General features: G+C 42.9%; 10 protein-coding genes, 2 tRNA genes and 1 rRNA gene (1 of these 13 running past the window's edge). 2 read left to right on the plus strand and 11 right to left on the minus strand.

All coding sequences use genetic code 11. The features are described 5' to 3' along the window. Both ACOAOT_RS16640 and ACOAOT_RS16645 read left to right on the plus strand, forming a co-directional pair. A complete protein-coding gene (locus tag ACOAOT_RS16640; RefSeq protein ID WP_420218016.1) occupies positions 1–1527 on the plus strand; it encodes a response regulator transcription factor in 1527 nt (508 codons plus the stop codon). A gap of 1 nt (position 1528) precedes the next feature. Continuing rightward, the gene (locus tag ACOAOT_RS16645) at positions 1529–2641 is read left to right on the plus strand and encodes a glycoside hydrolase family 88/105 protein (RefSeq protein ID WP_420218017.1); all 1113 of its coding nucleotides are present in this window, start codon (positions 1529–1531) and stop codon (positions 2639–2641) included. Between the two features lie 70 nt (positions 2642–2711). Here ACOAOT_RS16645 and ACOAOT_RS16650 read toward each other — a convergent pair. From ACOAOT_RS16650 to ACOAOT_RS16700, 11 genes are all read right to left on the minus strand, one after another. Next, positions 2712–2783: transfer RNA gene (locus ACOAOT_RS16650), tRNA-Gln, on the minus strand. A 95-nt stretch (positions 2784–2878) separates the two neighbouring features. Further along, positions 2879–4306: an anti-sigma-I factor RsgI family protein gene (locus ACOAOT_RS16655; protein ID WP_420218018.1), complete on the minus strand. Its 1428-nt coding sequence runs from the start codon at positions 4304–4306 to the stop codon at positions 2879–2881. Between the two features lie 8 nt (positions 4307–4314). Continuing rightward, positions 4315–4893: an RNA polymerase sigma factor gene (locus ACOAOT_RS16660; protein WP_104439735.1), complete on the minus strand. Its 579-nt coding sequence runs from the start codon at positions 4891–4893 to the stop codon at positions 4315–4317. A gap of 76 nt (positions 4894–4969) precedes the next feature. Continuing rightward, a complete protein-coding gene (locus ACOAOT_RS16665; RefSeq protein ID WP_420218019.1) occupies positions 4970–6148 on the minus strand; it encodes a cation diffusion facilitator family transporter in 1179 nt (392 codons plus the stop codon). 24 nt (positions 6149–6172) lie between these two features. Continuing rightward, a complete protein-coding gene (truA, locus tag ACOAOT_RS16670) occupies positions 6173–6910 on the minus strand; it encodes a tRNA pseudouridine(38-40) synthase TruA (RefSeq protein WP_420218020.1) in 738 nt (245 codons plus the stop codon). Beyond that, on the minus strand, positions 6907–7356 hold the full coding sequence (locus ACOAOT_RS16675; protein ID WP_420218021.1) for a VanZ family protein: 450 nt from the start codon (positions 7354–7356) through the stop codon (positions 6907–6909). Before ACOAOT_RS16675 ends, truA begins: the two co-directional genes overlap by 4 nt. 5 nt (positions 7357–7361) lie before the next feature. Further along, positions 7362–8528 (minus strand): aminotransferase class I/II-fold pyridoxal phosphate-dependent enzyme, encoded by a 1167-nt coding sequence (locus tag ACOAOT_RS16680; RefSeq protein WP_420218022.1) that lies wholly within the window; start codon positions 8526–8528, stop codon positions 7362–7364. Between the two features lie 130 nt (positions 8529–8658). After that, positions 8659–9270: a L,D-transpeptidase family protein gene (locus ACOAOT_RS16685; RefSeq protein ID WP_420218023.1), complete on the minus strand. Its 612-nt coding sequence runs from the start codon at positions 9268–9270 to the stop codon at positions 8659–8661. A gap of 24 nt (positions 9271–9294) precedes the next feature. Then, positions 9295–9894 carry a cytidylate kinase-like family protein gene (locus tag ACOAOT_RS16690; RefSeq protein WP_420218024.1) on the minus strand — a complete coding sequence of 200 codons (600 nt, stop codon included), beginning with the start codon at positions 9892–9894 and terminating at the stop codon, positions 9295–9297. 227 nt (positions 9895–10121) lie between these two features. Further along, positions 10122–10194 (minus strand) — tRNA-Gly (locus tag ACOAOT_RS16695). A gap of 91 nt (positions 10195–10285) precedes the next feature. After that, positions 10286–11901: ribosomal RNA gene (locus ACOAOT_RS16700) — 23S ribosomal RNA — on the minus strand (it continues 1275 nt past the right edge of the window).

Here is an 11901-nt window from a genome sequence, read left to right on the forward strand (position 1 = left end):
ATGCTTAAATTAATAATTGCCGATGACGAACGGGTAATACGGGAATCAATCTCCTCCCTGATTGACTGGAACAGCCTTGGCATTGAACTGGTAGGAACATGCCGTGACGGAATCGAGGCCTATCACATGATTCTCGATGAATCACCCCATATTGTAATGACCGATATCCGCATGCCCGGCCTGTCTGGACTTGAATTAATAGAGCGTATCTATGAGGCACATATGGACACCCAGTTTATTCTCCTGTCCGGATTCGGAGAATTCGAATATGCAAAACAGGCAATGAAATACCGGGTTCACCATTATCTGCTTAAGCCCTGCAACGAAGAACAAATCGTAGAAAGCATGAAAGATATCATAAAGGAATACTATCACCGCCAGGCTTTTCAGGATTTAAAGGAACGCCAGAAGGCGCTGACGGTTAATCTCCACCACAGCATTATGGGTAATATTATTAATGAGCAGATTTTTAAGTCTGATCCTGCTAAATTTTCCTGGGATGCTTATTCAGGATTTATGGATTTCTATCAGACGGGATATGAATTGTGCTTCCTTCACTATTTAGAAGAAGAATATTTAAATTTCGTTTTAAGCCGCATTTACGAATACATGGCAGAGCATGCCCCCGGAATTGAACTGTATTGTATCTATGTGAAAAACTCACTGATTCTTTTTTTTGAAAGATACCAGGCCTCCTATGACCAATTTGATTTGTTTATGCAGACCTTAAAACCAAAGGAGCTGCCTTTTCAATTAGACTATAAACGAAGCACCTTCCAAAGCCTTGAACAGCTTTTAAAAAATCTGATCACAAAAATAAGACGTTATGGAATTATTTATTACATGAATGGACTAGAACCGGTCCCTATCTGCAATTATAAAAATTTAATTACTAAAATTGAAGAACTGACTGCACGTTTAATCGTAGCAGAAGAACCGGAACGGAAATCCTGTGTGGAAAATCTTACTGCAACGTTAAACGATATCAGCAATACGGATTTTTTAAAGCAGGCCGGATCACGAATTCTAATTAAACTGGCTACGGAAACCAGCTATCTGTCATCGGTGGATACCACAGAGTACCTGATGGACTTAAACCAGCAGACTGAATATTCTGAAATCCGACACATGCTGTGCAGAAAGCTGAACGAAATCCTGAAAAAGCCTTCCAGCCGTTCCCAGCACTACAGCCCTTTCATTGACAAAATCATTGGATATGTGGTCGCGCATCTGGATGATCCCAATCTTACATTAAAATGCATCGCCGAAAATTATCTTTTTATGAATGTAGATTATGTCAGCAAACGATTCAGTAAAGAAACAAAGCAGAAATTTTCTAACTACATCACTGCCCTGCGCATCCAAAAAGCCAAGCAATTATTAGCAGAAGGTCATACAGAACAGATACAATGGGTTGCACAGCAGGTAGGGTGTGGAAATAATCCCCAGTATTTTAGTCAGATTTTTAAGAAAGGAACGGGGATGACACCTAGCGCATACGCTAAGAAATTAAATGGAGGAGAATGAAATGACAAACAAGGAATTACTTCCGAAAATCCATCTTGTAATGGACAAACTGATGAATCTGGGAGGTGGTAATTATGAAAATGACCGCTCAGTGGGAAAGGAAGATGCAAGCCGCGGCATTATTGCCAGAGATTTTGGCATTGAAGAATGGGACTGGCCTCAGGGCGTAGGTCTCTATGGACTGTTAAAACTTCAGGCTTTTTATGGAGATGACCGTTACTTAGAATTTTTCGACCGCTGGTTTCAAAATAATCTGCAGAAAGGTCTTCCCAGCAAAAATATAAATACCACTGCCCCCTATCTTGTTTTAGCCCAACTGCTGGATGCGTTTCAAAACCCGGATTACGAAAAACTCTGTCTGGATCATGCCCAATGGCTGATGAACGAACTGCCGAAGACGAAAGAAGGCGGCTTCCAGCATGTGGTAACTGCAATAGGAAACCGTGATGGGGTTTTGTTAAATGACGGTGAAATGTGGATTGATACATTATTCATGGCAGTTCTGTTTTTAAATAAAATGGGACATCGTTTCAAAAATGAGGACTGGATAGGCGAAACTCTCCATCAGGTATTACTTCATATTAAATATTTATATGACAAGCATACCGGATTGTTTTATCATGGCTGGAGTTTTCCCCTAAACAGTAATTTTGGCGGAATTTTCTGGTGCAGAGGTAATTCCTGGTTTACCTATGGAATACTTGAACTGATTGAGTCATTTGATCAAACTCTGGATCCGGGACTTCTCACATATCTGACAGATACCTACAAAGCCCAGGTGAATGCCCTGAAAAAGTTACAGGCTCCTTCCGGGCTGTGGCATACTGTTCTTGCTGACCCGGATAGCTATGAGGAAGTATCGGGATCTGCTGCGATTGCAGGTGGTATTTTAAAAGGAATTAAAATGGGAATTCTGAATGAAACATATCATGACTGTGCAGCCAGGGCTATTGAAGGAATCTGTAATAATATAGCCGAAGACGGGACCGTCTTAAATGTTTCCGCAGGAACCGGCATGGGTTACAATGCAGATCACTATAAAAATATAACAATTCGTCCCATGGCTTATGGTCAGTCACTGGCCCTGATTTCACTGATTGAAGCATTAAATTAGCCAAATTGAATGCTTCAAAAAAAGCGTTGATCTGCTTTCGCAAACCAACGCTTTTTTATTTTTTTCATCACTGGGCTACAAGGATTCGAACCTTGAAATGACGGAGTCAGAGTCCGTTGCCTTACCATTTGGCGATAGCCCATCAGTGCAACGAGTGTATTATACTATAGCTTTCTCCTGTGGTCAAGCACTATTTTACATTTTTTTACCAAATATTCTTAAAGCTCAGGAAGAGCCTTATTGTACTGAATGCCCTTCCTGATTTACTGATTCTGTATTCTTTTTCTCTGCCACGGTTGTATCTGTTTCCGGCGCTTTCGTGGTTGTAGTTTCAGATGGTTTTGTCACTACCTGCTCGGTGGTCTCTTCTGTTTCCGTGTCATCAGCTTCCCCGTTCCCAATTACAGGTGTCTCAAAAACGCCTTTTACAGTGGTCTGCTTACCCGATTTCGGTGATATTCCTCCAAGTACAAAGGTATATTCCCTGCCTCCTTCTAAGCCGGTTACACTGATCTCACAATAATCAGAATCGGTATCTTCTATCTTTGATGAGTATGTGTTATTATCTCCATCCTTTACCGAAACTGTAGGATTTTTCCATTTGACTCTCGTTTTAAAGTGAACCATGACAATACCATTCTCATAGTCCACGTAATCAATCTTTATTTTCTCTGATGACACCACATCCTCAGATGTAGTTGCTGCTGCCGTTGTTTCCCCGCTTGTAGCCGTAGGCTGGGTGCTTGATGGCTCTGTATGGACCTGGCTCTGGGTCTCAGCAGATGTGGATTCCGGAGTGGTTTCAGTGACAGACTCTGTCTCGTTCTTTGTAGTCGTTTCCTCTGTTGTCTGGATGCTGGTCTTGGTCTCTTCCAGGGTTTCCTCTGAAACCTTTGTCTTAGTTCCCACTGCATAGGACCTTTCTGTTATGACCTTAGCAATCTCTTCCATGGTAAGTGGAGCCAGTTCTTCCATATCTTCCATAGAAAGGGAAGAATTCTGAGCAATCAGTTCTTTTAAGAAATAAGCTTTTCCATAGGATATGTTATATTCCTGGGCCAGCTGCTTCACATCGTCTTCCTCTATGACCTGCTGGTCATACACAACCGCTTTTAATCTTTTTTCCTCCAGAGTCGTCCTGATATCAGTGACCACTGCAGATCTTAAGTTAGAAGCCTTTTTAATACTGTCATTGGATACAGTAACCAGTATTGCATTATCCAGATCATCAAGAAAGCCATGGGTAACCATGGATCCGATAATGGCGTTAACAGCCACATTTAAATCCACGCCTTCCATATCCATATCCTTAAGTATTGTCATCCCGTCCTGATTGACCGCCTCCGCTTTCAACACCCTGTTTTTCTTGTTTACAGATAGTTCAACACTGGGGTTCACATCAATTCCTATGACAGAATCCACTCTGCTGTTTTGATAGCTATAAGTTCCTCCCGCAAGCATAATCATACAGAAGCAGGCTGCAATCAGCCCAGCAATCACCCTCTGCCGTTTAAAAAAGAATGGCCTTGAAACACTGGTCTCTTCAATCTGGGGAGTGCTTAAATCAATCCGGTCCAGTACATTGGGGATTAAGTCATCAGTTGCAGATTTTAAGCAGGCTTCGATCTGTTTTCTATTTAGTTGTTTGTGTTTATCTAAAGCCATATCAAAGCCTACTCCTCTCTTAAATAATTTTCCAGTTTTTTCATAGCACGGTTATATCTGGACAGAGCAGTTGCCAATGGAATCTTTAAGCTGGCCGCTATTTCCCTGTGCTTCATTCCGGCGGAAGTATGAAGAAGAACGATCTCTCTCTCCTCTTCCTTTAAAATTGACAATGCAGCCAGCAATACCATCTTATCTGCTGCCATCTCTATTTCTGAACAGACCTCTCCGGTTTCCGTACCAGACAAGTCTTCTAACGTAATGTCCGAGTCATGCTTCTGCTCCCGGAATTTCATATAGCATAAATTCCGTGCTATGGTAAACATCCACGCCAAAGGTTTCCCCTGGGATTTGTAGCTCTTTGCAGAAGTCCATATCTTTAAATAGACTTCCTGCAAGATTTCCTCCGCATCCTGTGGGTGCTTTATAATGGACAGAATAAAACTGTACATCGTGCGGTCTGTATTCTGATATAAACGCTGAAAAGCCTCCTGGTCGCCTTCTGCCACTTTTTTCAAAAGCGCTTCATCGCTTAACAGGCTGTAATCTTCAGCTCCGCCAAAGCTCATCAATCCCATAAACAGCATGGATCCGATTTCCTTTCTATTAGGTTAATGCTGATTTCTGTCATCTTATTGCATAAAATGGAAATATTTTATTACCTTATTTTTCCACACCAAAACCGCTTTCCGCGGTTATGACCAGACAGCAGCGTTTATCTATCTCAGTTACCTTTTTTGTGATCTCTTCTTTTAGCCATTCCCTTTTTTTGCGGTCATATTCCCTGGGAACCACCAGATCAAAGATCAGATTAATCTGATCTTTTCCTTCTATCATTCTGAAATCATGAAATGTGACTCTTTCATCTGTATCTTGTATCACATTTTCCACCATACTTCCAAATTCCATTACTTTCGAATCCCTGGTTTCCACAGGATCCATATGAATTACAAGAAATATACCAAATTTTTTTAATGCCTCCCGTTCAATCCGGTCGATAATCTCATGGGACACCTCTACATTTACGTCATTAGGAACTTCAGCATGAATGGAAGCCATACTTCTGGTTGGTCCATAATTATGAACAATCAGGTCATGACTACCCACAATTCCTTCATAGGCTTCCACAAAATCAGTAATTTCCTGGTAAAGCTTTGGATCAATGGGCTCACCGATTAATGGCGTAAGAGTATCTTTTGCAATCCTGATACCCGCCCACATGACGATGACTGAGACAATCACACCCACAATTCCATCAATATTTACCCCCCAGATACCATAAATACCCACAGATAAAATAGTAGAGGAGGTGGTTATTACATCACCCATAGAATCTGCTGCGGTCGCCTTCATTACTGCTGACTGTATTCGATTTCCAAGAGTCCTGTTAAAAAACGCCATCCATAATTTCACTAATACAGACAAAATAAGGATAACAACAGACACTGCATGAAAAGACATCTCCTGAGGGTGGAGAATTTTATCTATTGAGGTTTTAAACAGTGAAAATCCTACCTGGATAACAAGGAATGCAACAATAAATGCCGCAATATATTCCACTCTACCATGTCCAAATGGGTGCTCCTCATCCGCCGGTTTCCCAGCCATCTTCACACCAATAAACCCTATAATCGAGGAAGCCGCATCCGATAAGTTATTAAATGCGTCTGCCATAACAGAGATACTGTTTATGAGAAGTCCCGTTAAAAGCTTAGCGGTGAACAAAAGGATGTTGCAGAAGATCCCCACCACACTTGCCATCAGCCCGTATCTGGTGCGAACCAGGGAATCCTCCATGTTTTTGTAGTCTTTCACAAATATGCGAACCAAAAAATCAGTCATAATTCTCCTTTCCTGATTTTAAAGTTAATAGTTGACACTCTCTAAAAAAAGGCCTTCCGGAGGCACGGTATAACCTGCCATTTGCCGGTCCAGCGCCTTTAATATACCAGACATCTCCTCAGGTCTTCGTTCTTTCAGTCCCACTTCTATTAAAGTGCCCATAAGAATTCTTACCATATTATAGAGAAATCCATCGCCAGTAAAACGAACGAATATTCTGGTATCCTCTTTTTCAAATTCTATTTTCTTTAAATTTCTTACTGTTGATTTCTTCATCTTCCTGTTAGAACAAAAGCTTTTAAAATCGTGCTCTCCACAGAGTAAAACCGCTGCCCGCTCCATTGCTTCTACATCCAGACTTTTATGAAGACCATAAATATATTTACGATCAAACACCTGTTTCTTTTCTCCCATTTCAATACGGTAAAGATATGTCTTTTCCTGTGCATTCAAACGGCTGTGAAACCGCTCCGGCACCTGATCCAGTGCCTTTACCCGGATATCTTCAGGCAGGTAATGATTTAAATACTCCATTATCTCCTGTCCCTTTTTATTTATATCAACGTGAAAATTTGCAACCTGATTAAGAGCGTGTACCCCTGCATCTGTTCTGCCAGATCCATGTACCTCCACGCTTTGTCCGCATAATCGTTCTAAAACAGTCTCTATCTTCCCCTGTATGGTCTGATCGGTATTTCCCTGCTTCTGCCAGCCGTCATAACGGCTTCCGTCATACTCAACTACAATCCTGTAATTCGTCATATTTTACTCCATTCTTTTGCGTATATAAAAAACAGGAGTGCTGCAATCGCAGTTCCGGCTGCCACTCCTGAACAATCCAGCCATACATCAGAGATCTGTCCCGATCTTCCCGGTACAAACAGCTGAATGGTTTCATCAATAAAAGGAATCAGAAAACCTGCCATTCCATGGATAAATAACCGCTTCTCCATAGTAATTTCATATGATTTCACACATTGATACAAAATTATCCCTAACAGCGTATATTCCGAGAAATGACCTGCCTTTCGGATTATATGCTCTGTGAGCCACCGGCTCTCTATTCCAGCAGAGATAAACAGATTCCTTAAATACTCCAAAACATGCCCGCTGTCAACCGATGATAGATCTGCTGTCTTAAGAGAGTTGGAGTAAATAAATAAAATATATAAGACTGCTGTCACTGTCCACACCAATCTCTTTTTCATATGTCTCACCTCAAAATTCCACTTTTATCTACCTGTTCGGCAGCCTGAATGAGCATCTCTTCCTCACGCACCAGCGCAAGTCTTACAAATCCCTCTCCCGAAGGACCAAACGCACTCCCAGGTGTTACCAGTACTCCAGCCTTTTCCAGAAGTTCTCTGGAAAATGTCTCTGAATCTTTAAATTTGTCCGGAACCTTTGCCCATACAAACATGGTAGCCTGGGGCTTTTCCATATTCCACCCAATTCGGGTCATATGTTCACACAAAGCGTCTCTTCGTCTTTCATATGCCTTTCTGGTTGACTCAACACAGGATTGATCGCCTGTAATTGCAGCAATCGCCGCTTTTTGAACAGGAAGAAACATCCCATAGTCCATATTAGATTTTAGAGTTTTTATTTTTTCAACAACTTCCCGGTTTCCCAGGCAGAATCCAATCCTTGCACCAGCGAGTCCATAGGTTTTAGAAAGAGAATTAAATTCTACTCCAATATCTTTTGCACCATCGAAACTTAAAAAGCTACCGCATTGACGCTGGTCAAAAACCAGTTCACTATAGGCATTATCATGTAAAACCACGATGTCATACTTTTTTGCAAAGTTAATTAAATCCTTATAGAAGCTGTCAGGTGCCATAGCTGTGGTAGGATTATTTGGATAAGAAACAATCATGAACCTGGCTTTTATAGCAATCTCTTCCGGTATTTCTGAAAAATCCATAAGATAATCCTTTTCTTTCCTCTGAGGCATGTAAAAAAGACTGGCTCCAGCCAGTAAAGGACCATCGGCAAATACCGGATAACAGGGATCAGGAACAAGCACTACGTCACCTTCGTCTATAATAGACAGAGCTATATGTGCAAGCCCCTCCTGAGAACCAAGAAGTGAGCAGATTTCTGATGAAGGATTCAGGGTAACTCCATATCGTCTTTGATACCATAAAGCGACTGCCTCTAATAATTCTTTCTGATCATGAATGGCGTAAATATAATTATTGGGATCAGCGGCCGCTTCGCAAAGAGCTTGTGTAATATGTCCAGCCGGCGGAATATTTGGTGCTCCCACGCTTAGATCAATTACCGTTTCCCCTTTCTCCTCTTTCTGGCGTTTCAGCTCCAGAAGCTTAGAAAAGATTCCCTCTCCAAAATGGTTCATTCTTCTAGCAAATCGCATGGGCATTCCACCTCTGTCTTTTTTCAATAGTATATAATCTTAGTTATTATAGTACAAAGGTTCTTATATTACAAGGACAGGCATTAAAAAAGTCCCCAAAAACGGCATATACCGAGTTTGAGGACTTCATTTATGGACCGATTGTGACCGGAACACCCAAATTACAATAACTCCACAAAACATCCATCACTTCATTATCAACTGCTACGCATCCATGAGTTGTTCCATCCGGAACTCTGCATCCATGAATCATAATAGCTCCGCCCAGTGCTGTTTCCCACGGAGGCTGCTGTCCGTTTAAATTAGCATTAATAATTTCATCTCTTTGCTCCTGGGTAATGATTCCTTGCTCAAATCCCCGATTCGCATCTTCTATTCCGGGATAAGAAAGCCCAAGTGCCAGATATGCTACACTTTTGTCATTCCTCGTACAGACGTAAAACTGACCGCTGGGAGTTCTCATATCACCTTCCACCTTTTTGTTTCCGTCAGAAGACGAAGCACCAATGGAAACGGGATACTCTCCGATTAAAGTCCCATTCTGTTTTAATGTCAGGGTTTTCAACCGTTTGCTCACATATATGGATACACCATTCACCGATGCGGCATTACCAGCCTTTCCACCTGCTCCTGGTCCAACCGCCTCCTGGGCATAACCGGTCGTTGCAGTCAAAGCTATCAACACAATTGCCATCAAGCCCGAAAAAACTCTTCTTATCTTTTTACTCAATCTTACGTTCACAACCATACTCCTTCATAACTATAATTAAATACAGTGACCTAAATAGCTTAAAACGGCCTGATAACAACCTTCTACACCGGCTAGACCGCTGTCCAGACAAAGGTGATAATTTTGCGCCTTTCCCCATTCACAGCCTGTATAATACTGATAATAATCTTTTCTTTTCCGATCTGTTTCCCTGATTTTATTCTCTACTAATTCAGGATCCAGATCTTTATTTAAGGAAATAATCCGCTGGGTCCGATGTTCAATCCCTGCGTATATAAATAGATTGATGCTGTCTTCGAGAACCCTGTCCGCACACCTTCCAACAATTATACACGGTCCCTTTTCAGCCAGACTTTTAATCACTCTGGACTGAGCGAGAAATACCTGATCAGATATAGGTATTTCATACAGAGGGGAAAATGAGGTATAAAGGGGTGGTTCCAATGATTGCTCTGTTACGGGAATGCTTTCATAATAATTAAGAAACTCAGTCACAGACAGGTTTGTCTCATGCGCAGTTAAAGAAATTAATTCTTTGTCGTAGAAAGGGATTTCAAGTTTCTCTGACAGCTTCATTCCCAGTTCCCTGCCGCCGCTTCCAAACTCTCTGCTTATGGTAATCACACGATCTAACATATACCCTCCTTATCTTCCGTCAGACAATTCTACCAGTTCCTCTTTTCATAACATTCCATTCATACTGCAGAATATCAGGTATTCTTATTTGGTATATCCATCCGCATTTTATCACATTCTGAAATCTATGTATACCTTATTTCCGTATTTCGTCCATATAATCTATCCTGAAAATAAAAAAAGACCAGAGTCTTCTATTAAAAGAAAGACTTCCGGCAAATAAAAAAAGCGCGAGACGGGACTCGAACCCGCGACCCCGACCTTGGCAAGGTCGTACTCCACCAACTGAGCCACTCGCGCTTATTAATTATTCTTTTATCTGGGCATATACCCTCAAAACCACACATTGTTATATATCTTTCATCCGTTCTTTCCTCTTACCTAAACCAACCTGGTTAAGCCCTCGACCTATTAGTGACAGTCAGCTGCACATGTTACCATGCTTCCACCTCTGCCCTATCTACCTCGTCGTCTTCAAGGGGTCTTACTCTTGCGATGGGATATCTCATCTTGAGGGGGGCTTCACGCTTAGATGCCTTCAGCGTTTATCCCTTCCCGACTTGGCTACTCTGCCATGGTGTTGATCACCAACAGATACACCAGAGGTCAGTCCATCCCGGTCCTCTCGTACTAAGGACAGCTCCTCTCAAATATCCTACGCCCACGCCGGATAGGGACCGAACTGTCTCACGACGTTCTGAACCCAGCTCGCGTACCGCTTTAATGGGCGAACAGCCCAACCCTTGGGACCTACTACAGCCCCAGGATGCGATGAGCCGACATCGAGGTGCCAAACCACTCCGTCGATGTGAACTCTTGGGAGTGATAAGCCTGTTATCCCCAGGGTAGCTTTTATCCGTTGAGCGATGGCAATCCCACTTTATACCACCGGATCACTAAGTCCTAGTTTCCTACCTGCTCCACCCGTCGGTGTCGCAGTCAAGCTCCCTTATGCCTTTGCACTCTTCGAATGGTTTCCGACCATTCTGAGGGAACCTTTGAGCGCCTCCGATACTCTTTCGGAGGCGACCGCCCCAGTCAAACTCCCCGCCTGACATTGTCCCCCAGCCAGGTTATGGCTGCAGGTTAGAAATCCAATACCGCAAGGGTGGTATCCCAACATCGGCTCTGATAAGACTGGCGTCCTATCTTCATTGCCTCCCACCTATCCTGTACATGCAGCACCGAATCCCAGTATCAAGCTGGAGTAAAGCTCCATGGGGTCTTTCCGTCCTGGCGCAGGTAACCAGCATCTTCACTGGTATTTCAATTTCACCGGGTGCATTGTCGAGACAGCGCTCAAATCATTACGCCTTTCGTGCGGGTCGGAACTTACCCGACAAGGAATTTCGCTACCTTAGGACCGTTATAGTTACGGCCGCCGTTTACTGGGGCTTAAATTCAGAGCTTCGCGTTGCCGCTAACCCCTCCTCGTAACCTTCCAGCACCGGGCAGGCGTCAGCCCATATACCTCACCTTTCGGTTTTGCATAGACCTGTGTTTTTGCTAAACAGTTGCTTGAGCCTATTCTCTGCGGCCTGATTTCTCAGGCACCCCTTATCCCGAAGTTACGGGGTCATTTTGCCGAGTTCCTTAACAATGCTTCTCCCGCCGGCCTTAGGATTCTCTCCTCATCCACCTGTGTCGGTTTACGGTACGGGCACATATTACACAATAGCGGCTTTTCTTGACAGCCCCTACAGAGACTTCCCTACTTTTGTTCGGTACGCGTCACACCTTCCTGTTGCTAAGCGGATTTTCCATCTTAGCCAGTCCAATGTTTGCCCCGGTCTTTTCATTCCCGGGTTCTCTCTCGGTTCTGTGTCCCCACAGTTCTGATAATATGCGGTACAGGAATTTCAACCTGTTGTCCATCGACTACGTCTTTCGACCTCGCCTTAGGTCCCGACTTACCCAGAGCAGATCAGCTTTACTCTGGAAACCTTAGATATTCGGCCTGGAAGATTCTCACTTCCATCTCGCTACTCATTCCGGCATTCTCTCTTC

The sequence above is a fragment of the Lacrimispora struthionigena genome (assembly GCF_048627165.1).
GTDB lineage: Bacteria > Bacillota > Clostridia > Lachnospirales > Lachnospiraceae > Lacrimispora.

Excerpts from the sequence above, each read along its gene's own strand:
- ACOAOT_RS16640 (WP_420218016.1), top strand. The coding sequence starts at position 1 with ATGCTTAAATTAATAATTGCCGATGACGAACGGGTAATACGGGAATCA.
- ACOAOT_RS16645 (WP_420218017.1), top strand. The coding sequence starts at position 1,529 with ATGACAAACAAGGAATTACTTCCGAAAATCCATCTTGTAATGGACAAA.
- ACOAOT_RS16655 (WP_420218018.1), bottom strand. The coding sequence starts at position 4,306 with ATGGCTTTAGATAAACACAAACAACTAAATAGAAAACAGATCGAAGCC.
- ACOAOT_RS16660 (WP_104439735.1), bottom strand. The coding sequence starts at position 4,893 with ATGCTGTTTATGGGATTGATGAGCTTTGGCGGAGCTGAAGATTACAGC.
- ACOAOT_RS16665 (WP_420218019.1), bottom strand. The coding sequence starts at position 6,148 with ATGACTGATTTTTTGGTTCGCATATTTGTGAAAGACTACAAAAACATG.
- truA (WP_420218020.1), bottom strand. The coding sequence starts at position 6,910 with ATGACGAATTACAGGATTGTAGTTGAGTATGACGGAAGCCGTTATGAC.
- ACOAOT_RS16675 (WP_420218021.1), bottom strand. The coding sequence starts at position 7,356 with ATGAAAAAGAGATTGGTGTGGACAGTGACAGCAGTCTTATATATTTTA.
- ACOAOT_RS16680 (WP_420218022.1), bottom strand. The coding sequence starts at position 8,528 with ATGCGATTTGCTAGAAGAATGAACCATTTTGGAGAGGGAATCTTTTCT.
- ACOAOT_RS16690 (WP_420218024.1), bottom strand. The coding sequence starts at position 9,894 with ATGTTAGATCGTGTGATTACCATAAGCAGAGAGTTTGGAAGCGGCGGC.